The 22,023-nt window shown below is 63.8% G+C and carries 23 protein-coding genes and 1 riboswitch; of the genes, 20 read left to right on the top strand and 3 right to left on the bottom strand.

The annotated features are described in order from the left end of the window. The first annotated feature begins 31 nt into the window (after positions 1-31). Positions 32-228: riboswitch (cobalamin riboswitch) on the top strand. Between the two features lie 101 nt (positions 229-329). The 17 genes from nrdH (at position 330) to CXR43_RS05425 (ending at position 16,636) form a co-directional block, all read left to right on the top strand. Continuing rightward, positions 330-551: a glutaredoxin-like protein NrdH gene (gene nrdH, locus CXR43_RS05505; RefSeq protein ID WP_103333064.1), complete on the top strand. Its 222-nt coding sequence runs from the start codon at positions 330-332 to the stop codon at positions 549-551. Between the two features lie 15 nt (positions 552-566). After that, a complete protein-coding gene (gene nrdI / locus CXR43_RS05500) occupies positions 567-983 on the top strand; it encodes a class Ib ribonucleoside-diphosphate reductase assembly flavoprotein NrdI (RefSeq protein WP_103333063.1) in 417 nt (138 codons plus the stop codon). Continuing rightward, the gene (gene nrdE / locus CXR43_RS05495) at positions 965-3,106 is read left to right on the top strand and encodes a class 1b ribonucleoside-diphosphate reductase subunit alpha (protein WP_103333062.1); all 2,142 of its coding nucleotides are present in this window, start codon (positions 965-967) and stop codon (positions 3,104-3,106) included. The genes nrdI and nrdE overlap by 19 nt, the downstream gene beginning before the upstream one ends. 13 nt (positions 3,107-3,119) lie before the next feature. Beyond that, positions 3,120-4,094: a class 1b ribonucleoside-diphosphate reductase subunit beta gene (nrdF, locus tag CXR43_RS05490; protein WP_168219755.1), complete on the top strand. Its 975-nt coding sequence runs from the start codon at positions 3,120-3,122 to the stop codon at positions 4,092-4,094. 79 nt (positions 4,095-4,173) lie between these two features. Continuing rightward, positions 4,174-5,217 carry a dihydroorotase gene (pyrC, locus tag CXR43_RS05485; RefSeq protein ID WP_103333061.1) on the top strand — a complete coding sequence of 348 codons (1,044 nt, stop codon included), beginning with the start codon at positions 4,174-4,176 and terminating at the stop codon, positions 5,215-5,217. Positions 5,218-5,313: 96 nt separating this feature from the next. After that, the gene (locus CXR43_RS05480; protein WP_103333060.1) at positions 5,314-5,991 is read left to right on the top strand and encodes an orotate phosphoribosyltransferase; all 678 of its coding nucleotides are present in this window, start codon (positions 5,314-5,316) and stop codon (positions 5,989-5,991) included. 282 nt (positions 5,992-6,273) lie between these two features. Further along, on the top strand, positions 6,274-7,779 hold the full coding sequence (locus CXR43_RS05475) for a replicative DNA helicase (RefSeq protein WP_103333059.1): 1,506 nt from the start codon (positions 6,274-6,276) through the stop codon (positions 7,777-7,779). 207 nt (positions 7,780-7,986) lie between these two features. After that, entirely contained in the window at positions 7,987-9,036 is a 1,050-nt protein-coding gene (gene alr, locus CXR43_RS05470) for an alanine racemase (RefSeq protein ID WP_103333058.1), read from the top strand. 44 nt (positions 9,037-9,080) lie between these two features. Then, positions 9,081-9,845 carry an MlaE family ABC transporter permease gene (locus tag CXR43_RS05465; protein ID WP_103334039.1) on the top strand — a complete coding sequence of 255 codons (765 nt, stop codon included), beginning with the start codon at positions 9,081-9,083 and terminating at the stop codon, positions 9,843-9,845. Next, positions 9,842-10,588 carry an ABC transporter ATP-binding protein gene (locus tag CXR43_RS05460; protein WP_103333057.1) on the top strand — a complete coding sequence of 249 codons (747 nt, stop codon included), beginning with the start codon at positions 9,842-9,844 and terminating at the stop codon, positions 10,586-10,588. The genes CXR43_RS05465 and CXR43_RS05460 overlap by 4 nt, the downstream gene beginning before the upstream one ends. Before the next feature lie 18 nt (positions 10,589-10,606). Further along, entirely contained in the window at positions 10,607-11,008 is a 402-nt protein-coding gene (locus tag CXR43_RS05455) for a hypothetical protein (RefSeq protein WP_103333056.1), read from the top strand. Positions 11,009-11,073: 65 nt separating this feature from the next. Beyond that, positions 11,074-11,505, top strand: a complete 432-nt coding sequence (locus tag CXR43_RS05450) for a paraquat-inducible protein A (protein WP_435530783.1) — start codon at positions 11,074-11,076, stop codon at positions 11,503-11,505. A gap of 31 nt (positions 11,506-11,536) precedes the next feature. Beyond that, positions 11,537-12,895 carry a DNA repair protein RadA gene (radA, locus tag CXR43_RS05445; protein ID WP_103333054.1) on the top strand — a complete coding sequence of 453 codons (1,359 nt, stop codon included), beginning with the start codon at positions 11,537-11,539 and terminating at the stop codon, positions 12,893-12,895. Between the two features lie 21 nt (positions 12,896-12,916). Further along, complete coding sequence (locus tag CXR43_RS05440) at positions 12,917-13,492, top strand: CvpA family protein (RefSeq protein WP_103334038.1); 576 nt, start codon at positions 12,917-12,919, stop codon at positions 13,490-13,492. A gap of 143 nt (positions 13,493-13,635) precedes the next feature. Then, entirely contained in the window at positions 13,636-14,274 is a 639-nt protein-coding gene (locus CXR43_RS05435; protein ID WP_103333053.1) for a hypothetical protein, read from the top strand. A 144-nt stretch (positions 14,275-14,418) separates the two neighbouring features. After that, positions 14,419-15,885, top strand: a complete 1,467-nt coding sequence (purF, locus tag CXR43_RS05430; protein WP_103333052.1) for an amidophosphoribosyltransferase — start codon at positions 14,419-14,421, stop codon at positions 15,883-15,885. 94 nt (positions 15,886-15,979) lie between these two features. After that, on the top strand, positions 15,980-16,636 hold the full coding sequence (locus CXR43_RS05425; protein ID WP_103333051.1) for an SDR family NAD(P)-dependent oxidoreductase: 657 nt from the start codon (positions 15,980-15,982) through the stop codon (positions 16,634-16,636). A gap of 54 nt (positions 16,637-16,690) precedes the next feature. Here CXR43_RS05425 and CXR43_RS05420 read toward each other — a convergent pair whose 3' ends face one another. From CXR43_RS05420 to CXR43_RS05410, 3 genes are all read right to left on the bottom strand, one after another. Then, on the bottom strand, positions 16,691-17,782 hold the full coding sequence (locus tag CXR43_RS05420; RefSeq protein WP_103334037.1) for a cystathionine gamma-lyase: 1,092 nt from the start codon (positions 17,780-17,782) through the stop codon (positions 16,691-16,693). Between the two features lie 205 nt (positions 17,783-17,987). Continuing rightward, complete coding sequence (locus CXR43_RS05415; RefSeq protein WP_103333050.1) at positions 17,988-18,599, bottom strand: peptidylprolyl isomerase; 612 nt, start codon at positions 18,597-18,599, stop codon at positions 17,988-17,990. Next, positions 18,589-19,098 carry a peptidylprolyl isomerase gene (locus CXR43_RS05410; protein WP_103333049.1) on the bottom strand — a complete coding sequence of 170 codons (510 nt, stop codon included), beginning with the start codon at positions 19,096-19,098 and terminating at the stop codon, positions 18,589-18,591. Before CXR43_RS05410 ends, CXR43_RS05415 begins: the two co-directional genes overlap by 11 nt. Before the next feature lie 140 nt (positions 19,099-19,238). Between CXR43_RS05410 and CXR43_RS05405 the strand changes: the two genes are divergently transcribed. The 3 genes from CXR43_RS05405 (at position 19,239) to CXR43_RS05395 (ending at position 21,893) form a co-directional block, all read left to right on the top strand. Further along, positions 19,239-20,429 (top strand): phosphoglycerate kinase, encoded by a 1,191-nt coding sequence (locus tag CXR43_RS05405; protein WP_103334036.1) that lies wholly within the window; start codon positions 19,239-19,241, stop codon positions 20,427-20,429. 153 nt (positions 20,430-20,582) lie between these two features. After that, positions 20,583-21,476, top strand: a complete 894-nt coding sequence (locus CXR43_RS05400) for a fructose bisphosphate aldolase (RefSeq protein WP_103333048.1) — start codon at positions 20,583-20,585, stop codon at positions 21,474-21,476. A gap of 114 nt (positions 21,477-21,590) precedes the next feature. Next, positions 21,591-21,893 (top strand): FtsB family cell division protein, encoded by a 303-nt coding sequence (locus CXR43_RS05395; RefSeq protein ID WP_103333047.1) that lies wholly within the window; start codon positions 21,591-21,593, stop codon positions 21,891-21,893. Positions 21,894-22,023 lie beyond the last annotated feature (130 nt).

Raw genomic sequence — 22,023 nt, 5'->3', positions numbered from 1 at the left:
ACAAGATATTGACAGCCCGGCACCCCTAGCCCCTATATGCAGATGTTCAGGTGTCCCCGACTCGGGAACGGGAAAGGGATGAAAAGGGAAGTCCGGTCGATGCCGGCGCTGCCCCCGCAACTGTAGGCGGCAAGCCTGCCCCAAACGTCACTGGCCGTTCGGCCGGGAAGGCGGGGCATCAGGGCCATGGCCGCAAGCCAGGAGACCTGCCTGAACAGAACAGACACGCGGGCGGTGGGCCCGGTGGCGTGCATCCGGCAGGGCCTCTGGGCCATGCTTTGGTGTCGCCCCTTCCCCCGTTCGGCACAGGCCAAAAAAGGGACAGGGCAATGACCATCACCGTCTATTCAAAACCATCCTGCGTGCAATGCGTGGCGACTTACCGCGCGCTCGACAATCTGGGGGTCGATTACACCGTGATCGACCTGTCGCAGGATGCCGATGCGCTGGAGCGGGTCTCGGCGCTTGGCTACCGTCAGGTGCCGGTGGTGATGGCGGGCGGCGATCATTGGGCGGGCTTTCGCCCCGACAAGATCAGCGCGTTGTGCTGATCCGAGGGTAAGGCTGTGACCGGGCTGGTCTATTATTCCTCTGGCTCGGGCAATACCGCGCGGATGATCGACCGGCTTGGCCTGCCTGCCTTGCGCATCCCCATCAGCCCTGCGGACCCGATGCCTGTACCGCCTGCGCCCTATGTGCTGATCTGCCCGACCTATTCGGATGGTGAGGGGCGCGGCGCGGTGCCAAAGCAGGTGATCCGCTTTCTGAACGACGCGTCCGCGCGCAGCCTGATGCGCGGGGTGATCGGCGCGGGCAACCGCAACTTCGGCACCTACTTCGGCCATGCCGGACCCGTCATCGCCGCCAAATGCGGCGTCCCTTGCCTCTACCGGTTCGAACTTGCCGGGACCGAGACCGATATCGCCCAGATCAGATCCGGGCTTGCCACATTCTGGAGAGACCCATGCTTGACCGCGTCCTGACCGCCGCCCCCGCCACGCTCGACTATCACGCGCTCAACGCGACGCTGAACCTGTATGACGCGCAGGGCCGGATTCAGTTTGATGCCGACAAGATGGCAGCAAGGCAGTATTTCCTGCAGCATGTGAACCAGAACACCGTGTTCTTTCACAGTCTTGAGGAAAAGCTGGGCTATCTTGTCTCGGAGGGCTATTACGAGGCCCCGGTGCTCGATGCCTATCCGGCGGCCTTCCTGCGCCAGATTTTCGATGCCGCCTATGCCAAGAAGTTCCGCTTCCCCAGTTTCCTCGGCGCGCTGAAATATTACACCTCCTACACGCTGAAAACCCGCGACGGGCAGCGCTACCTGGAGCGGTTCGAGGACCGGGTGGTGATGGTCGCCCTGACCCTTGCCAAGGGCGATCAGGCGCTGGCCATGCGCTTCATGGAAGAAATGATCGCGGGCCGCTTCCAGCCCGCCACGCCCACCTTCCTCAACGCCGGCAAGGCCCAGCGTGGCGAGCTGATTTCCTGCTTCCTGCTGCGGCTGGAAGACAACATGGAATCGATCGGGCGCAGCATCAACTCGGCGCTGCAACTGTCCAAGCGCGGCGGCGGTGTGGCCTTGATGCTGACCAACCTGCGCGAGGCGGGCGCGCCGATTAAGGGCATCGAGAACCAGTCGTCGGGCGTCATTCCGGTGATGAAACTGCTGGAGGATTCGTTCTCCTACGCCAACCAGCTTGGCGCACGCCAAGGCGCGGGCGCGGTGTACCTCAACGCCCACCACCCCGACATTCTGAAATTCCTCGACACCAAGCGCGAGAATGCGGATGAGAAGATCCGCATCAAGACGCTGTCCCTTGGCGTGGTGATCCCCGACATCACCTTTGAACTGGCCAAGGCGAATGAGGATATGTACCTGTTCTCGCCGCATGACGTGGAACGCGTCTATGGCTGCGCCTTCTCGGAAATCTCGGTCACCGAGAAATACCGCGAGATGGTGGACAACCCGCGCATCAAGAAGCGCAAGATCAAGGCGCGTGATTTCTTCCAGATCCTGGCGGAAATCCAGTTTGAATCCGGCTATCCTTATATCGTCTTTGAAGACACCGTGAACCGCGCCAACCCGATTGCGGGCCGGATCAGCATGTCAAACCTGTGCTCGGAAATCTTGCAGGTGAACGAGGCCAGCACTTTCCATGAAGACCTGTCCTATGACCATCTGGGCACCGATATTTCCTGCAACCTTGGCTCGCTGAACATCGCCACCACGATGGACGGCCCCGATTTCGGTGCCACGGTCGAGGCCGCGATCCGAGCGCTGACCGCGGTGTCCGACATGTCGGCCATTGACGCGGTGCCATCGGTGCGGCGCGGCAATGACGAAGGCCATGCCATCGGTCTGGGCCAGATGAACCTGCACGGCTATCTGGCGCGGGAACGCATCCACTACGGATCGGAAGAGGGCATCGACTTCACCAATATCTACTTCTGCACCGTGCTGTTCCACGCATTGCGCGCCTCGAACCTGATCGCGCGGGAGCGCGGCAGCAGCTTCAAGGGGTTTGAGAAATCCACCTATGCCTCGGGCAGTTTCTTTGACAAATACACCAATGCCGACTGGCTGCCTGCAACGGATCGCGTCCGCGCGCTGTTCGACGGCACCGGCATAGCCGTGCCCACCCGCGCCGATTGGGCTGCCCTCAAGGCCGATGTGATGGAACACGGGCTTTACAACCGCAACCTGCAGGCGGTGCCACCGACCGGATCGATCAGCTATATCAACAATTCCACCTCCTCGATCCACCCGATCGCGTCCAAGATCGAGATCCGCAAAGAGGGCAAGCTGGGCCGCGTCTATTACCCGGCACCCTTCATGACCAACGACAACCTGGAATTCTATCAGGACGCCTATGAAATCGGCCCCGACAAGATCATCGACACCTATGCGGCGGCGACCCAGCACGTTGATCAGGGCCTGTCGCTGACCCTGTTCTTCCGTGACACCGCCACCACGCGCGACATCAACCGTGCGCAGATCGCCGCATGGAAAAAGGGCATCAAGACCATCTATTACATCCGCCTGCGCCAGATGGCCCTTGAAGGGACAGAAGTGCAGGGCTGTGTGTCGTGCAGCTTGTGAAAGGAAAAACCCGATGAACATGCAATCGCCCCTGCGCGCAGCACCCCGTGCCGTGAACTGGAACCGCCTGCAGGATGACAAGGATCTGGAGATCTGGAACCGCCTGACCTCGAACTTCTGGCTGCCGGAAAAGGTGCCGCTGTCCAATGACATCCAAAGCTGGGCGACACTCCGCCCGATGGAGCAGCAGCTGACCATCCGGGTGTTCACCGGGCTGACGCTTCTGGACACCATCCAGAACACCGTAGGCGCCCCCGCCCTGATGCAGGACGCCGTCACCCCGCATGAAGAGGCGGTGCTGACCAATATCGCCTTCATGGAGGCGGTGCACGCCCGGTCTTATTCCTCGATCTTCTCGACCCTGTGCTCGACGGCGGAAGTGGACGAGGCGTTCCGCTGGTCGGAAGACAACCCGCATCTGGCGGCCAAATCCCGGCTGATTCTGGATGAATACGCCGCCGGGGCAAACCCCTTGAAGCGCAAGGTGGCCTCGGTCTTCCTTGAAAGCTTCCTGTTCTATTCCGGCTTCTACCTGCCGATGTACTGGTCCAGCCGCGCCAAGCTGACCAACACCGCCGATCTGATCCGCCTGATCATCCGCGACGAGGCGGTGCATGGCTATTACATCGGCTACAAGTTCCAGCGCGCGCTGGAGCGGGTTTCCCAGGCCGAACGCGATGAGGCCAAGGATTTCGCCTTTTCGCTGATATTTGACCTTTACGCCATCGAAGAGCGCTATACGGCGGAGCTTTATGACGAGGTGGGCCTGACCGAGGATGTCAAATCCTTCCTGCATTACAACGCCAACAAGGCGCTGATGAATCTGGGGTTCGAGCCGCTGTTCCCGGAACAGACCGCACAGGTGAACCCCGCCATCCTCGCCGCCCTGTCGCCCGACAGTGAAAACCACGATTTCTTCTCGGGCTCTGGCTCCAGCTATGTGATCGGCAAGGCCGTGGCGACCACGGATGATGACTGGGATTTCTGATCCTGCGCTTGCAGGGGGCGGCTGCCGGACCGGCAACTGCCCTCTGGAAACCATGCTGCCTTTGCGGTAACCGGACGGCATGACCCAGACCCTGACGCTCATACGCCCCGACGACTGGCACCTGCACCTGCGCGACGGCGCGATGCTGCAAGGGGTGCTGCCGGAATCCGCGCGCCACTTTGCCCGCGCCATCATCATGCCCAATCTTGTGCCGCCGGTGGTCACGGGCGCACAGGCGGCGCAGTACCGCGACCGCATCCTTGCGGCCTTGCCCGAAGGCGCGGCCTTCCAGCCGCTGATGACGCTCTACCTCACCGAGGCCACCGATGCCGCCGATGTGGCCGCCGCCCATGCCTCGGGTCTGGTCAAGGCGGTGAAGCTCTACCCCGCCGGGGCCACGACCAATTCGCACGGTGGCGTGCACAGCATCGACAAGGTCATGCCGGTGCTGGAAAAAATGGCCGAGATCGGCCTGCCGCTCTGCGTGCATGGCGAGGTGACAACGCCAGAGGTCGATATCTTTGACCGGGAGGCCGTGTTCATCGACACCGTGCTTGCGCCCTTGCGCGAGCGCCTGCCAGACTTGCGCGTGGTGATGGAGCATATCACGACCGAAGAAGGCGTGGCCTTTGCCCGCGACGGCGGCCCAAACCTTGGGGCCACGATCACCACCCATCACCTGATTATCAACCGCAACCACCTGCTGGTCGGCGGCATCCGTCCGCATTACTACTGCCTGCCGGTGGCCAAGCGTGAGCGTCACCGCCTTGCCCTGCGCGCCGCCGCCACCTCTGGGCTGGGCCGCTTCTTCCTCGGCACCGATTCCGCCCCGCATGTCGATGCCGCCAAGGAAACCGGCTGCGGCTGCGCGGGCTGCTTCACCGCCACCAACACCCTGCCCCTCTTGGCGCATGTCTTCGAGGAGGAGGGCGCCCTTGACCGGCTGGAGGCCTTCACCAGCCGGAATGGCCCCGCCTTCTATGGCCTGCCCGTGAATGACACGAACCTGCGCCTTGTGCGCCTTGATGCCCCACAAACCTGGCCCGAGAAAATCTACACCGAGGCCGGCCCCGTCACCGTATTCAACCCCGGCTTCCCCGTCCACTGGGCCGTGGAAGCTTGACGTGCTGCGTGCCCGAATCCCCCTGCCAAAGGCCCCGGCAGGTGCCTTTGGCGGCAGTGTTCGGACCGCAGCACAGCCATAGCAAGGACCGCCGCCATGATCCCCACCGCCTTCCCCCCGCGCGCCGAAATCGCCCGCCTGACCGCCCGCGCCCTGCTAGAGATCAAGGCGGTGCATTTCAACACCGAAACGCCCTTCACGCTGGCCTCTGGCCTGCCCTCGCCCACCTATATCGATTGCCGCAAGCTGATTTCCTATCCGCGCATCCGGTCGATGCTGATGGATTTCATGGCCCTGACCGTGATGCGCGACGCCGGGTTCGAAGCGTTTGACAACATCGCGGGCGGTGAAACGGCGGGCATCCCCTTTGCTGCGCTGGTGGCCGAACGCCTTGCCCTGCCCATGACCTATGTGCGCAAGAAACCCAAAGGCTATGGCCGCAATGCCCGGATCGAAGGGGTGATGTCAGAAGGCCAGCGCGTGCTGCTGGTTGAAGATCTGACCACGGATGGCGGATCGAAACTGTCCTTTGTCGATGCGATCCGCGAGACGGGTGCGACCTGCGCGCATACGGCAGTGATCTTCTACTACGGAATTTTCGAAGGCACCGAAGAGCGTCTGGCCGAGCATGGCGTGGCGCTGCACCACCTGTGCACCTGGTGGGATGTGCTGGCAGAGGCCCGCGCCCAGGGCAGCTTTGACCTCCAGACCCTGGCGGAGGTCGAGGCCTTCCTCAAGGCCCCCCGCGCCTGGCAGGAGGCCCGCAAGCCATGAGGCGCGGCCCTGGCGGCGGGTTTTCGCGCAAGGATCGGCCCCTCTGGGGATAACTGCGTGCACAAACCGGGGATGATTTGCGCAAAAGCCATGGTCCGAATCGTACCCCGGTGACAAAGGCCCCATAGTCATGCTACATGCAGCGGAGGCAGCGCCCGCCTCTACCACCTGTTGCGGGCTTGCGCGGGGTTTATCGGGGTTGTCCACAGTCTTATCCCGGCTTGCCCCCAGACCACAGGGCAGGCTACACCGCAGACTTCATCCGCGGGGCAAAGGCAGCATATGAACGAAGTCGCCAAGATCAGAACCGATCTCTCCCCCGCCTCTCCGGATATCACCAACGACACGCTGCCCCATAATATCGAGGCGGAACAACAGCTTCTGGGCGCAATCCTGACCAATAACGATGTCTACGACCGCATCGCCAGCACGGTGAAATCCGAGCATTTCTATGATCCCGTGCACCAGCGCATCTTTGAGAAATCGGCCGCCCGCATCCAGAAGAATGCGCTGGCCAGCCCGGTCACGCTCAAGCCGTTCTTTGAAGATGATGACGGTCTGAAGGAACTCGGCGGCCCGGCCTATCTGGTGCGTCTGGCCGGGGCCGCAATCTCGGCCTATGCCGCGCGTGATTATGCGCAGATGATCTATGATCTGGCCGTGCGCCGCGAACTCATCGCTTTGGGCAAGGATATCTCTGCCAAGGCCGCCAAGGTCGACATGGCATCCGAGCCGCGCGAACAGATTGTCGAGGCCGAACAGCGGCTTTACAAGCTGGGCGAACAGGGCGTGGCCGAGCGCGGCTTCCAGTCCTTCCTCAAGGCCGTCACCGATGCGGTGAACGTCGCCAACGCCGCCTATCAGCGCGGCGGTGGCCTCGCGGGCATCTCCACCGGCCTGACCGATCTGGACAAGAAACTCGGCGGGTTGCACGAATCCGATCTGCTCATCCTTGCCGGTCGCCCGTCGATGGGCAAAACCTCGCTCGCCACCAACATCGCCTTCAACATCGCCAAGGCCTACAAGCGCGGCCGCAAGCCCGATGGGCATGAGGGCGCGGTCGAGGGCGGCGTGGTCGGCTTTTTCAGCCTGGAGATGAGCGCCGAACAGCTTGCCGCCCGGATCCTCTCCGAGGCCTCCGAAGTGCCCTCCGAACAGATCCGCCGCGGCGACATGCGCGAAGACGAATTCCGCCGCTTTGTCGAGGCTGCCAAGCAACTTGAATCCTGCCCGCTCTATATCGACGACACCCCCGCCCTGCCGATCAGCCAGGTCGCTGCCCGGGCGCGGCGGCTCAAGCGGACCCATGGGCTGGATGTGCTGATGATCGACTACCTGCAACTGCTGAAAGGCTCGGCCAAAAGCTCCGAAGCCAACCGGGTGCAGGAAGTCTCGGAAATCACCCAAGGGCTCAAGGCCATCGCCAAGGAACTCAACATCCCGGTCATCGCCCTGTCGCAGCTGTCGCGCCAGGTCGAAAGCCGCGAGGACAAGCGGCCGCAACTGTCCGACCTGCGCGAATCCGGCTCGATCGAACAGGACGCCGATGTGGTGATGTTCGTCTACCGCGATGAATACTATAAGGAACGCGAAAAGCCCGGCGATCACGAGCTGGAGAAAATGGCCGCCTGGCAGCAGGTGATGGAGCAGGTGCATGGCAAGGCCGAGGTGATCATCGGCAAACAGCGCCATGGCCCCATCGGCTCGGTCGAGCTCAGCTTCGAGGGTCGCTTTACCCGCTTTGGCAACCTCGCCAAGCCCTGGCAGGGTGACGGCCCCGGCTACTGATCCCTCAGATCACAGCCCCGTCCCGGCCGTGCGCCGCCTCCGGATCCTCCGGCCGGCGGTATCTCACCGCCGCCGCAAGCGCCCCGCTTCAGGCCTTTCCCGCGGCAGCAGCGGGCGCGGGGGGCTCGATGCCCCCCAAGCCCGCTCCTTTGCGCCGAATTCCCGTTTTCCGCTTGACCGTAACCCCCGATCTGACAACAAACCCCCATGACAACAGCAACCCTCTCCATCGACCTGGACGCCATCGCCGCCAACTGGCGTGCCCTGGACCGTGCCTCCGCCTCTGGCGTGCAGACCGCCGCCGTGGTCAAGGCTGACGCCTATGGCCTTGGCATCACCCGCGTTGCCCGGGCGCTGGCTCAGGCCGGAGCGCGGCGGTTCTTCGTCGCCGTGTCCGAGGAAGGCGCTGCCCTGCGCCAATCCCTCGGTCCCGGGCCGCAGATCTGCGTGATGTCGGGCCATATGCCCGGCGACACCGAAATGGTGCATGATCTTGACCTCACGCCGATGCTCAACAGCATTGATCAGGTCACCCGGCATCTGGAATCGCTGCCCGGCCTGCCATTTGGCGTGCAGCTCGATACCGGCATGAACCGGCTGGGCATGGAAGAGGCGGAGTGGGAGGCAGTGGCCCCCTATCTGCTCGAAGCCGGGCCAGAGCTGATCATGTCGCATCTGGCCTGCGCCGATGAACCGGACCATGCGCTCAATGATCTGCAGCTGGCGACCTTCCACGCCATGACCGATGGCACCGGCGTCCCGCGCTCGCTTGCGGCCACGGGCGGCATTCTGTTGGGTCCGAAATACCATTTCGACCTGACCCGCCCCGGCATCGGCCTTTATGGCGGGCGGCCCTATGAGGGCGCCAGCCGCGTCGTCACCCTGTCCTTGCCGGTAATCCAGACCCGGATCGTGCAGCCGGGCGAGTCGGTGGGCTATGCCTGCGGCTGGACCGCCGATACGCCTGCGATGATCGCCACGGTCTCGGGCGGCTATGCCGACGGGTTGCTGCGGGCGCTGTCGAACACCGCGGTGCTCTGGGATGGCGACACGCCCTGCCCGCTGGTGGGCCGGGTCTCGATGGACCTGATCACGGTGGACATCAGCCATCTGTCCTATGTGCCCCGCGCGCTGGACATTCTGGGCCCGCATCAGACGGTGGATGATCTGGCCGACACGGCCGGCACCATCGGCTATGAGATCCTGACCTCCCTTGGCCCGCGCTACACCCGGCGGTATCAGGAGGGCGGGGCGTGAGCGCAGCCCCCGGCCCGCGTGGGGCGGGCCCGGTTGGCCTTGGCCTGCGCGGGATCGGGCGGCCTGCCCTGGCGGCCCTGGCCGCCATCGGCCGCGTGGCGCTGTTCGCCGCCAGCCTCCTTGGCCATCTGCTGCGACCCCCGATCTATTGGCGCGAACTCGGCACCCAGATCCTGCAGATCGGCTGGTTCAGCCTGCCCGTCGTCGGCCTGACCGCGCTCTTCACCGGGGGGGCGCTTGCGCTCCAGATCTATTCCGGCGGGGCACGCTTCAATGCCGAGGCCGTGGTGCCTTCCATCGTCGCCATCGGCATGGTGCGCGAGCTTGGTCCGGTGCTGGGCGGGCTGATGGTTGCCGCCCGCGTCGCCTCCTCGATCGCGGCCGAGCTTGGCACCATGAAGGTGACCGAACAGATTGACGCGCTCACCACCCTGTCCACCAACCCGATGAAATACCTTGTGGTGCCGCGTGTGCTGGCCGCCACCCTGACCGTGCCGGTGCTGGTGGGCGTGGGGGATGCCATCGGCATCATGGGCGGCTGGCTGGTCGGCGTGACGCGGCTTGATTTCACCTCTGTCACCTATCTGAAAAACACCGTCGATTTTCTGGAACCTTGGGACATCGGCTCCGGCCTGGTCAAAGGGGCGGCGTTTGGCTTTCTCATCGCGCTGATGGGCTGCTATCACGGCATGACCTCGGGCCGCGGCGCGCAAGGCGTGGGCCGCGCCACCAAATCGGCAGTGGTCACGGCAAGCGTGCTGATCCTTGCCGCCAACTACCTGCTGACAGAGGTGTTCTTCACCTCATGATCACCCTGTCCCGCGTCACAAAATCCTTTGGAAACAACCATGTCCTGCGCGGAGTTGATCTGACGATCGCCTCGGGCAAAAGCATGGTCATCATCGGCGGGTCGGGCACCGGCAAATCGGTGCTGCTCAAATGCATCCTCGGCCTTGTCACCCCCGATGGCGGCACCATCAGCCTCGACGGGCAGGACGTGCGCCAAGCCGAGCGTGATGCCTTCCTCGCCCGCTTTGGCATGCTGTTTCAGGGCGGCGCGCTGTTCGACAGCCTGCGGGTCTGGGAAAACGTCGCCTTCCGGCTGATGCGCGGTGCCACGCGCCGCCCCAAGGACGAGGCCCGCGCCATCGCGCTGGAGAAACTCCGCCGCGTCGGTCTTGGGCCACAGGTCGCCGACTTCTACCCTGGCGAATTGTCGGGCGGGATGCAGAAACGCGTGGGCCTCGCCCGCGCCATCGCCGCCGAGCCGGAAATCATCTTCTTTGACGAGCCCACCACCGGGCTTGACCCGATCATGGCCGGGGTGATCAATGATCTGATCCGTGAAATCGTGGTGGAAATGGGGGCAACGGCGATGACCATCACGCATGACATGTCTTCCGTCCGCGCCATTGCCGACCATGTCGCCATGCTGCATGAAGGCACCATAAAATGGACCGGCCCGGTGTCGGAAATGGACGCTTGCGCAGACCCTTATGTGCAACAATTCATCCATGGCCGCGCCACCGGCCCGATCAATGCGATCCGTTGAGACAAGGGGAGAGGCGCGGTGTTTCAGGCCGATCTGTCTTTTCTCTTCGAGCAGTCTTCGATCTGGCGCAGCCTTGTCCAGAGCCTGATCACCGTGACCCCGCTGGCGATTGCCCTGTCGGCCTATACCACCTGGCGCATCGGCGACCGGCGGGGGCTGGTGCTGATGGCCGGTGTCGCGCTCTATCTGATCTGGATGCTCTGGCCCGCACCGCTTGCGCCCGCACTGGTGCCGCCGGGGCGGGTGGTCTCGGTCATCGGCTGGTTCTGGCTGGTGTCGTCCTGGGGCCGGCAGGCGCGATGGCATGAGCCGATGCTGCTGATCATCAACAGCCTCGTCCTTACCCTGCTGATCACCCTGACGCTGACCACCGGCATCGCCCTGCTGCGCGATCTGCTGGGCTATGACCTGCCGCTGTGACCCAAAACCTCGACACCCCGCACCTGCGGGCTTGACCGCGATGCCCAAGGGCGCGACCAAGCATCATGAAATGGCTCAACCTTGCCCTGCTTGTCCTGTTCCCGCTGTCGTGGGTCGCACCGCTGCTGCGCGCGGGGCTGCTGCCCCTGTTCGGGCTGGATGAGATTTCGGTGATCACCGGGCTGCAATCGCTCTGGGCCAGCGATGTGGCCCTTGCGCTCTTGGTCACGGTCATGGCGGTGTTTGCGCCATGGGCCAAGACGGTGGGGCTGGCGCTGGTGGATTTCGGGCTGCTGTCGCCGCGCGCCCTGCCCGCGCTGCGGATTCTGGGCAAGCTTGCCATGGCTGATGTGTTCCTGATCGCGCTCTATATCGTGGTGGTCAAGGGCGTCGGGCTGGCCACGGTCGAGGTTGCCTGGGGCCTGTATCTGTTCACCGCCTGCATCCTGATCAGCCTCTTCCTGTCGCACCGCACCCCTGACAGCCGCAAGGCTTGAAGCGCCCCCCGCTTCCGGGCTAGGCAGGGCCATGAGCAAATCCTCCTCCAGTTTCACCTGCACCGCCTGCGGTGCCACCCACAAGAAATGGCAGGGCCGCTGCGACGCCTGCGGCGCATGGAACACCATTGTCGAAGAGGCCCCGCTGTCGGCTGGCCCCAAATCACTGGGGCACAAGGGCCGCGCGATCCAGCTCACCGACCTTGCCACCGAAGAAGACCCGCCGCCGCGCGCCTCTTCCGGCATAGACGAGCTGGACCGGGTGCTGGGCGGTGGTCTGGTGCCGGCCTCCGCCATTCTGGTCGGCGGCGATCCGGGCATCGGCAAATCCACCCTGCTGTTGCAGGCCGCCGCAAGTTTTGCCCGCACCGGATTGAAAATCCTGTATATTTCCGGCGAAGAGGCGGCGGCGCAGGTCCGCATGCGCGCCCAACGTCTGGGGTTGCAGGATGCGCCGGTGGGCCTTGGGGCCGAAACCAACCTGCGCGACATCCTGACCACGCTGGACGCTGAACGCCCCGCCCTTGCCATCATCGACTCGATCCAGACCATGTGGCTCGACACGGTCGAGGCGGCCCCCGGCTCCGTCTCGCAGGTGCGCGCGGCGGCGCATGAGCTGGTGACCTTTGCCAAAAAGCGCGGCGTGGCGGTGGTGTTGGTCGGCCATGTCACCAAGGAAGGCCAGATCGCGGGCCCGCGCGTGGTCGAACACATGGTCGATACCGTGCTCTATTTCGAGGGCGAGCGTGGCCACCAGTTCCGGATCTTGCGGGCGGTGAAAAACCGCTTTGGTCCGGCGGATGAAATCGGCGTGTTCGAGATGACCGGCAATGGTCTGGCGCAAGTCACCAATCCTTCGGCCCTGTTCCTGTCCGACCGCGACCGCCCTGCCCCCGGATCAGCGGTCTTTGCGGGGATCGAGGGCACAAGGCCGGTGCTGACCGAAATTCAGGCCCTTGTCGCCCCCTCCACCCTGGGCACGCCCCGGCGCACTGTGGTGGGGCTCGACTCGGGGCGGCTGTCGACGATTCTCGCGGTGCTCGAAGCGCGTTGCGGCATCCCTTTCACCGGGCTTGACGTGTTTCTGAACGTCGCCGGCGGCCTGCGCGTCAACGAACCCGCTGCCGATCTGGCGGTGGCGGCGGCGCTGCTGTCGGCGCGCGAGGATGTGGCAATTCCGCCAGACATGGTGCTTTTCGGGGAAATCTCGCTGTCGGGCGCCTTGCGTCCTGTAGGGCAGACCGAAAACCGGTTGAAAGAAGCGTCGAAACTTGGTTTTCAGCAGGCAACCCTGCCCACGGGGTCGAAAACCGCGGGCGGAACAGATATGCGTCTGCGTGAGATGCCCGATCTGACCGCCTTTGTCGGCGAGATGTTCGGCGCAGGCTGACGCGACACAAAGGAGCGGATGATGGACGGCTTTACTCTGGTAGACGGCATCGTGGCGGGCGTGATCGTCCTGTCCGCGATCCTGGCCTATTCCCGCGGCCTTGTGCGCGAGGCGATGGCGATTGCGGGCTGGATCGGCGCCGCCGTGCTGGCCTTCGTCTTTGCCCCTGCCGCACAACCGCTGATCCGGGAATTGCCCGTCGTCGGCGAGTTTCTGGGCGACAGCTGCGAATTGTCGATCATCGGGGCCTTTGCCGCCGTCTTTGCCATCGGATTGGTGATCGCCGCCCTGTTCACGCCCCTGTTTTCCAGCTTCGTCCAACGCTCCGCCATCGGTGGCATCGATCAGGCGCTTGGCTTTCTGTTCGGGGTGGCGCGCGGGGTCATTCTCGTGGCCGTGGCCTTCATTGTCTATGATCGCGCCGTTGCCGCCAATACCATTCCCATGGTCGATGGCTCGCGCTCGGCCAAGGTTTTCGCCAGCTTTCAGGCCAATATCGACAATTCCATTCCCGAAGACGCCCCGGGCTGGATCGTGCAGCGCTACACCGACCTGACCGCCGCCTGCGCCGTCCCGGTTGCAGATCCGGTCAACTGATCCGGCCCTTCTGACCTTTTGCCGCACTGCCCCCGGGCGACCGGCTCGACCTGAAAACCAAAGGTCGAGCCGTCAGAATCATTTGCGCTGTCGCTGACGCTGAACTACCTTGGGTTGATTAAATCAACTTAAGGGAGAATACGTTGAAAAAATTTCTTGCAGCCCTTTTCCTTGTCGCTTCGACAGCTGTCGGATCTGCCGCCACCGTAAACGTGGACCTCAGCGGTGCTGTTTCGGGCACCCTGATCACTGCCCCGGGGGCAAGCTTTGCAGGCACCTTCGACGGCCAGACCATTGTCGGCACGACAGGTATCTCTGGCACGCCCACCGGCCCCCTGTCCCTGGTGGCCTCTAATTTCCTGACCGTTGCAGCCTTCAATCCAGGCGTCAGCCCGGCCAGCCGGTCGATCCTGCCGCAACCCAACAACCAGGGCCCCCTGTCGATCCTGCTCGACAGCATCGCCTCATCCATCACCTTCACTGCGGGATCAGCCGACGGTGGCAGCATCAGCATCGCGTTTTTCGCGGCCAATGGCGCTTTGCTGGACTCGTTCACCCAGGCCCTCGGCAGCGGTTATGCGATCTATACCCTGGCAGCGGCTTCGCCCTTCGCGGGTCTGACCATCTTCAACAACACCGATCCGGCGGGCCTGCGCTTCCAGAACTTCTCCTATGAAACTGGTCCCGCCGCCGTGGTGCCCCTGCCGGCCGGCGGGCTGCTTCTGGTCACCGGGGTCGGCATGCTGCTGGCAGCGCGCCGGCGTCGCGGCACGGCCGCCTGACCCCCGATCCATCCGCTTGAGGGGGCCCGGTGGCAACGCCGGGCCCGCCCCTTTGGCACAAGCCTCCCGACGTCGGGGGGTGACACCGTTGACCGGAGCGAATAAAGCGGGGGCAGTATAGTCGTGTAGGATTCGGAGCCTGTGATGCACCCCTACCTGTCCCACCCCTTCGATGATGACAAGTTGAAGGAGGAATGCGGGATCTTCGGCGTCATCGGCGTCTCGGATGCGGCAAATTTCACCGCCCTTGGCCTGCATGCCCTGCAGCATCGCGGGCAAGAGGCCGGCGGTATTGTCGCCTACCATCCCGACCACGGTTTCAACTCGGCCCGTCGTTTTGGCTATGTGCGTGACAATTTCACCAAAGCCGATGTGATGGACACCCTGCCCGGCCAGCTTGCCATCGGCCATGTGCGCTATTCCACCGCCGGGTCCAAGGGCGCCACCGCGATCCGCGACGTGCAGCCCTTCTTTGGTGAGTTCTCGATGGGCGGCTGTGCCATTGCCCACAACGGCAACCTCACCAATGCCAGCGCCCTGCGCAAGGAGTTGATCGAGCGTGGCTCGATCTTCCAATCCTCATCCGATTCCGAATGCATCATCCATCTGATGGCGCGCTCGATCCAGAAAAACCTGTCCGAGCGGATAAAAGACGCCCTGCGCGCCTGCGAAGGCGCCTTCTCCGTCGTCGCCATGACCCGCACCAAGCTGATCGGCGTGCGCGACCCGCTGGGCGTGCGCCCGCTGGTGCTGGGCCGCATCGGCGATTCCGGCTGGGCGCTCAGCTCAGAGACCTGCGCGCTCGACATCATCGGTGCCGATTTCGTGCGCGAGATCGATCCGGGCGAGATGGTGGTGATCGAGGGCAACAAGATCGACTCCTCGCGCCCCTTCCACCCCGCCCCCTCACGCTTTTGCATCTTCGAGAAGGTGTATTTCTCCCGCCCCGACAGCATCATCGGCGGTCAGTCGGTCTATGAAACCCGGCATCGCATCGGCATGGAACTGGCGATCGAGGCCCCGGTGGAGGCCGATCTGGTCTGCCCGGTCCCCGATTCCGGCACGCCCGCCGCCATCGGCTACAGCCAGCAATCGGGCATTCCCTATGCCATGGGCATCATCCGCAACCAATACATGGGCCGCACCTTCATCGAGCCCACCGATGCCATCCGCAACATGGGCGTGCGCCTCAAGCTCAACGTCAACCGCGCGCTGATCAAGGGCAAGCGGGTGATCCTGGTGGATGATTCCGTCGTGCGCGGCACCACCAGCCGCAAGATCAAGGACATGATCCTTGATGCCGGGGCCGCCGAAGTCCATTTCCGCATCGCTTCGCCACCCACCGCCTGGCCCTGCTTTTACGGCGTCGACACGCCGGAACGCTCCAAACTCCTCGCCGCCACCATGACCGAGGATGAAATGCGCGACTGGATCGGCGTCAACAGCCTGAAGTTCATCTCGCTCGACGGTCTGTACCGCGCCGCCGGCGAAGCGGCGGGCCGCGACCCCCGCGCCCCCAAATTCTGCGATGCCTGCTTCTCCGGCGACTACCCGGTCAGCCCATCGGACAAGATCGCTGAAGGATTTGAGATGAAAGACGCGGCAGAATAGCCTCTGTCTTCTGCCCATTTCCTGTTCCCAAATATCCCACGGGGGTGCGGGGGTGTGAAACCCCCGCTCCGACATCAGCCACCGGAGCCGATCCATGACCCAGAAACTCGCCCTCATCACCGGCGCTTCCCGCGGCCTTGGTGCCGCGATGGCCGAACAGCTTGCCCTGCGCGGCTGGCATGTGGTGGCGGTGGCGCGCACCGTGGGGGGCCTCGAAGAGCTGGATGACCGCGTCAAGCAGGCCCGCATGCCCGGCGCGGGTGGCCTGACCCTCGCCCCGATGGATGTGACCAATGAAGATGCGATGCGCCACCTGTGCCGGTCCTTGCATGACCGCTGGGGCGGGCTGCAATTCTGGGCGCATACGGCGGTGCATGCCACCGCTCTGGCACCCGCCCCGTCTGTTGACATGAAGGATCTGGACAAATCCATCGCCACCAATCTGCGCGCCACCGCCTTTTTGATCACCATGATCGAACCGCTTCTGCGTGCCGGAACCGGCTCTGCGATGTTTTTCGATGATCCGGTTGCGGCGCAGAAATTTGGCGCGGCCTACGGGGCCAGCAAGGCCGGACAGATCACGCTCGCCCGCAACTGGCAGGCGGAATCCGCGCGCATCGGCCCGCGCGTGCTGGTCGAAACCCCGCGCCCGATGGCCACGGCGGTGCGCGCCCGGTTTTACCCCGGCGAAGATCGCAGCCCGCTGATCGCGCCAAAGGAAGAGGCGGCCCGCCTGATTGCCCTGATCTAAAGCCGCCCCGGCCGCGGTCGGGCGGGGTTCACCCCGCCCCTGCGCCTGTCCCGCTCAGGCCAGCGCCTCTGCCATGGCGGTCCAAAGCGCCTCCACCGGTTCCACCCCGATCGACAGCCGGACAAATCCTTCGGGCACCGCATCGCCCCAGCGCGCCCGGCGCTCTCCCGCCGAATGGGTGCCGCCAAAACTGGTGGAGCGGACCAGATAGGGGCAACGCTCCAGAAACCGCTCGGCCAGGGTGGCATTCTCCAGCGTCATGCCGATCAGAAAGCCAAAGCCCTGCATCTGCCGCCTGGACAGCGCGTAGGACGGGTCCTCCGCCAATCCCGGATAGCGCAGGCTGCGCACCGCATCATGCCCGGCCAGCCGCTCTGCAATCACGGCGGCACTCGCACACATGCGCTCCAGCCGCACCTCCAGCGTTTCCAGCCCGCGGTGCACCAGCCAGGCCTCCATGCTGCCGGGGACCGACCCCGACAGCCGCCGCCAGTCGCGCACCCGCGCCATGCGGTCGGGCGAGCGCCCCGACACATGGCCGAACAGCGCATCGGAATGCCCCGCCGGGGCCTTGGTATCGGCGGCCACCACCAGATCGGCCCCAAGGTCCAGCGGGCGTTGCAGCAGCGGGGTCATCGTGGTGTTGTCAACGATCACGATCGCCCCCGCCGCATGGGCACGGGCGCAGACATCGGCAATGTCCACCACATCCAGACCGGGGTTTGATGGCGTCTCCAGATAGACCACCGCCGCCCCGGTGAAGTCCGCATCTGCACAAGACAGCGTCGGGATCTGCACCACATCGACGCCCAAAGGCGTCAGAAACCCTTCGGACAGCACGCGGGTCACATAATAGCCGTCTGCGGGCAGGATCACGCGGTCCCCCGCCTTCAACGTGGCAAACAGCGCCGCCGAAATCGCCCCCATCCCGCTCGGGAAGGTCACCGTCTCGGCATCTTCCAGCAGCGCCAGCTGCGCTTCCACCGCCTCCCAGGTCGGCGTGCCGTTGCGGGCATAGATAAAGGGCGCGCCTTGCACCTCCGGCAGATGATAGCTGGTCGATGTGGTCAGCGGCAGCGATACCGGATCGCCTTTTTGCAAGCCCGCAGAGCGGTGATGAAGCATCTGCGCCAGGCGGCGTTGCATGTCGGTATCCACTGGAAAGCCCCTTTGATTGATCGGGGCGGATCATCGGGCAGCCTTTGCGGAAAGACAAGCGGCCCAGGCGGCCCGGTCGGGGCCAAATGTTAAAAATCTATGAAAACAACTTTCCAAGCCCTTGATAAACAACCAAGGCCCCTTGTGTAACACAGGGGGACACCCTGTGTTACACGCAAGGATAAGCGGGCCATTATGGGGCGACCGTCACGCGCTCCATCCGGTCAGGGTCAGACACTTCGCCATTGCCGCCCTCCCCTTTCTTGATGGCATCGACCACCTCCATGCCTTCGATCACCCGACCGACCACGGTATACTGGCCGTTGAGGAACTCTCCGGGTGCGAACATGATGAAGAACTGGCTGTTGGCAGAATCCGGGCTCTGGCTGCGGGCCATGCCGACGACGCCACGCTCAAAGCTCAGGTCGGAAAACTCTGCCGGCAGATCAGGGCGCGAAGACCCGCCCATCCCCGCCATCGACAGATCGCCGCCCGCCTTGCCATTGGCCACATCCCCGGTCTGGGCCATGAAGCCATCGATCACGCGGTGGAACACCACACCATCATAGGCCCCTTCTGCGGCCAGGGCCGTGATCTGCTCCACATGGCGGGGGGCCACGTCCGGCAGCATGTCGATCACGATCTGCCCGCTGGTGCTGCCCGCAACCTCGATCACCAGATTCGGCCCCGGCCCGTCTTCGACCTGCGCCATTACCGGGGTGGCAAACTGGCTGATGCCGTAACCCCCGACAACCGCCAGACCAAGCGCGAAGATCCCGCCCGCGATGAACCCGTCACGCGACATCGGCAGCCACCCGTACGGTGATCATCCGGTCAGGGCTCGCCGGTGGTTCACCGCGTGCGATCTTGTCGACATGCTCCATCCCCGAAATCACCCGGCCATAGACCGTGTACTGGTTGTTCAGGAAATGATTGTCGGCGAAGTTGATGAAGAACTGGCTGTTGGCCGAATTCGGGTTCTGGCTGCGCGCGGCGCCCAGGGTGCCACGGTCATGCGGCAGTTTGGAAAATTCCGCCGGCAGATCCGGCAGGTCCGACCCGCCCGTGCCCGCCCGGCGCAGGTTGAAGTTGTTCTCCATGTTGCCGTTTTCCACATCGCCGGTCTGCGCCATGAAGCCGTTGATCACGCGGTGGAAGCACACGTTGTCATAGGCTTTCGCACGGGCGAGTTCCTTCATCCGCGCGGCATGTTTCGGGGCCACATCGGCCAGCAGCTCGATCACCACTTCGCCATCTTTCAGCGTCAGGATGATGGTGTTTTCGGGGTCTTTGATCTCGGCCATAGGATTTGGCTCCTTACTGTTGTCTGGCTGTGAACCTAATGTCCGGGGCCGGATATGGAAAGGGGGCCTTGCGCAGATCGGTTGACCTGCGCGGCATTCCGGCGGAAACAAGGGGCAACAATTCGACAGGGAGGTCCGACATGGGCTGGAAAACACTCGACGACATCGGCTTGGCCGGCAAGACGGTGCTGGTGCGCGTTGACATCAACGTGCCGATGGAGGCCGGTCGTGTGACCGACACCACCCGGATCGACAAGATCCGCCCCACCGTCGAAGATATCATCGCACGCGGCGGGCGGATGGTTCTGCTGGCGCATTTTGACCGCCCCAAGGGCAAGGTCGTGCCAGAGATGAGCCTGGCGCAGATCGTGGATGCGCTGCAAGACAGCCTTGGTCGCAAGGTGATATTCAGCGCGCAAAGCACCGGCCCGATGGCGGCACAGGCGATTGCCGCGGCCGAACCGGGCGACGTGGTGCTGCTGGAAAACACCCGCTTTCATCCCGGCGAAGAAAAGAATGATCCCGCCTTTGCCGCCGAGCTGGCTGCCTTGGGCGATATCTTTGTGAATGACGCTTTTTCCGCCGCCCACCGCGCCCATGCCTCGACCGAGGCGCTGGCGCGCCTGCTGCCAGCCGCCGCGGGCCGGTTGATGGAGGCAGAGCTGAAGGCGCTGGAAGCCGCCCTTGGCACGCCGAAACGCCCGGTGGTGGCGGTGGTGGGCGGGGCCAAAGTGTCCACCAAGCTGGATCTGCTGGGCAATTTGGTGACAAAGGTCGATCATCTGGTGATCGGCGGCGGCATGGCCAACACCTTTCTGGTGGCGCAGGGACTCGAGGTTGGCAAGTCGCTGGCCGAACGCGACATGGCCGACACCGCGCGCGAGATCCTTGGCAAGGCCAAGGCTGCGGGCTGCACCATTCACCTGCCCGTCGATGTGGTGGTGGCCCGCGCATTCAAGGCCAATGCCGAGCATGACGTGGTGGCGGCGGATGCCTGCCCTGCCGATGCGATGATCCTGGATGCCGGACCGATGAGTGTGGCGGCCATTGTGAGGGTGTTCGAAGGGTCGGAAACCCTGATCTGGAACGGTCCGCTGGGCGCATTCGAGCTGACACCCTTTGATGCAGCCACCAATGCGGCGGCAAAATCGGCGGCGGCGTTGACGCGAGAGGGCAAGCTGATCTCGGTCGCAGGCGGGGGCGATACGGTCGCGGCGCTCAATCAGGCCGGGGCGGCGGAGGATTTCACCTTCATCTCCACCGCAGGCGGGGCGTTTCTGGAATGGATGGAGGGCAAGGACCTGCCCGGGGTTGCGGCCCTGACCGCCTGAGCCGGGCAGCATCCCGCCGCCGCTGGGGCAGATCGCCCCCGTTGGCGACCAAGGCCCCGAAATTGCACGGCGTGTTAGCGTCACCATGATTGCAGGGTGGCGCACATATGGCTATCCAAGGTCAACATCTCAGGCGTTTTCAAGGGGTTTCAAATGATGTTCGCGCAGGCTGCTGACCAGATCAGCAAGGGGAACGGGTTTATCGCGGCGCTGGACCAGTCCGGTGGGTCAACGCCCAAGGCCCTGAAGCTCTATGGGGTGGCGGAAGACGCCTATTCGGGCGAGTCTGAAATGTATGACATGATCCATGCCATGCGGTCGCGGATCATCAAATCGCCTGCCTTCACCGGTGACAAGGTGGTGGGCACCATCCTGTTCGAGCAGACCATGGACCGCGACATCGACGGTATCCCGACGGCCGAATTCCTGTGGAGCAAGCGCGGCGTGGTCCCGTTTCTCAAGATCGACAAGGGGCTGGAGGCCGAGGCCGATGGCGTGCAGCTGATGAAGCCGATGCCGGGGCTGGAGGCGCTGCTGGCGCGCGCCAAGGGGCTTGGCGTGTTCGGCACCAAGGAACGCTCGGTTGTGCACGCGGCCAATGCCAAGGGGATCGCTGCCATCGTGGCCCAGCAGTTTGCTGTAGGCGATCAGGTTGCGGCAGCGGGTCTCATGCCTATTCTGGAGCCGGAGGTGACGATTTCCATCGCCGACAAGCCTGAGGCCGAGGCGATGCTGCAGGATGAAATCCTCAAGCACCTCAACGCCCTGCCGGCAGATCGCAAGGTGATGCTGAAACTGTCGCTGCCGTCGGTGGACAATTTCTATGCCCCCTTGGTCGATCATCCCCGCGTCTTGAAGGTTGTCGCCCTGTCGGGTGGCCATAGCCGCGAGGGTGCCAATGCCATTCTGGCACGCAACCGTGGCATCATCGCCAGCTTCAGCCGGGCGCTGACCGAAGGCCTGTCGGCCCAGCAGTCTGATGCCGAATTCGACGCAGCTCTTGGCGATGCCATCTCCAGCATTCATGCGGCTTCGGTCGCGGGCTGAGCCTGCGCCTGGGTGAAACGTGAACGGAATTTCCCTCTTGGGGGATTCCTTTTGCGAATCAGATGTGTCATGTCTGCAGAAAGGCCGGAAAACACGGTCTGAAGGGGCAAGGATATGACGGCACAGGGCACCCGCCTGCCGATTGGCGGCATTCTTTATCTGTTGATGGCCTTCATGTTGGGGGCCTATTTCACCTTTGCCGCCGTGCAGGGCGATTACGGGGTGTTCCGTCAGGTTCAGATCCGCGCCGAGGCCGAGACGCTGCGGGTGGAACGCGACCGTCTCTATCAGGATCTGGCCGAGATCAGCAACCTGACCATGCGTTTGTCAGACCGTTATCTGGATGTCGATCTGCTGGATGAACAGGTGCGCGACGTGCTGGGCTATGTCCGTGCCGATGAGATCGTGATCCGCTGACGGACAGGCATCAAGGCCCTGCCCCGCGCGCCGTTTCGGCGCGCGTTTTTTGTTTTGCCCAACAAAACCCGATAGGCTATGAATGGTTTAACACTAAACTATCTTAGCCACTGACGGGAGGGTGCCGCAT

It is taken from the genome of Pseudotabrizicola formosa (assembly GCF_002900965.1).
Lineage (GTDB): Bacteria > Pseudomonadota > Alphaproteobacteria > Rhodobacterales > Rhodobacteraceae > Pseudotabrizicola > Pseudotabrizicola formosa.
This window is presented reverse-complemented; position numbering and strand designations above follow the sequence as displayed.

Bases quoted from the DNA above. Each gene is read 5' to 3' on its own strand.
- nrdH (WP_103333064.1), top strand. From the start codon at position 330: ATGACCATCACCGTCTATTCAAAACCATCCTGCGTGCAATGCGTGGCG.
- nrdE (WP_103333062.1), top strand. From the start codon at position 965: ATGCTTGACCGCGTCCTGACCGCCGCCCCCGCCACGCTCGACTATCAC.
- nrdF (WP_168219755.1), top strand. From the start codon at position 3,120: ATGAACATGCAATCGCCCCTGCGCGCAGCACCCCGTGCCGTGAACTGG.
- pyrC (WP_103333061.1), top strand. From the start codon at position 4,174: ATGACCCAGACCCTGACGCTCATACGCCCCGACGACTGGCACCTGCAC.
- CXR43_RS05480 (WP_103333060.1), top strand. From the start codon at position 5,314: ATGATCCCCACCGCCTTCCCCCCGCGCGCCGAAATCGCCCGCCTGACC.
- CXR43_RS05475 (WP_103333059.1), top strand. From the start codon at position 6,274: ATGAACGAAGTCGCCAAGATCAGAACCGATCTCTCCCCCGCCTCTCCG.
- alr (WP_103333058.1), top strand. From the start codon at position 7,987: ATGACAACAGCAACCCTCTCCATCGACCTGGACGCCATCGCCGCCAAC.
- CXR43_RS05460 (WP_103333057.1), top strand. From the start codon at position 9,842: ATGATCACCCTGTCCCGCGTCACAAAATCCTTTGGAAACAACCATGTC.
- CXR43_RS05450 (WP_435530783.1), top strand. From the start codon at position 11,074: ATGAAATGGCTCAACCTTGCCCTGCTTGTCCTGTTCCCGCTGTCGTGG.
- radA (WP_103333054.1), top strand. From the start codon at position 11,537: ATGAGCAAATCCTCCTCCAGTTTCACCTGCACCGCCTGCGGTGCCACC.
- CXR43_RS05440 (WP_103334038.1), top strand. From the start codon at position 12,917: ATGGACGGCTTTACTCTGGTAGACGGCATCGTGGCGGGCGTGATCGTC.
- purF (WP_103333052.1), top strand. From the start codon at position 14,419: ATGCACCCCTACCTGTCCCACCCCTTCGATGATGACAAGTTGAAGGAG.
- CXR43_RS05425 (WP_103333051.1), top strand. From the start codon at position 15,980: ATGACCCAGAAACTCGCCCTCATCACCGGCGCTTCCCGCGGCCTTGGT.
- CXR43_RS05420 (WP_103334037.1), bottom strand. From the start codon at position 17,782: ATGCAACGCCGCCTGGCGCAGATGCTTCATCACCGCTCTGCGGGCTTG.
- CXR43_RS05415 (WP_103333050.1), bottom strand. From the start codon at position 18,599: ATGTCGCGTGACGGGTTCATCGCGGGCGGGATCTTCGCGCTTGGTCTG.
- CXR43_RS05410 (WP_103333049.1), bottom strand. From the start codon at position 19,098: ATGGCCGAGATCAAAGACCCCGAAAACACCATCATCCTGACGCTGAAA.
- CXR43_RS05405 (WP_103334036.1), top strand. From the start codon at position 19,239: ATGGGCTGGAAAACACTCGACGACATCGGCTTGGCCGGCAAGACGGTG.
- CXR43_RS05400 (WP_103333048.1), top strand. From the start codon at position 20,583: ATGATGTTCGCGCAGGCTGCTGACCAGATCAGCAAGGGGAACGGGTTT.
- CXR43_RS05395 (WP_103333047.1), top strand. From the start codon at position 21,591: ATGACGGCACAGGGCACCCGCCTGCCGATTGGCGGCATTCTTTATCTG.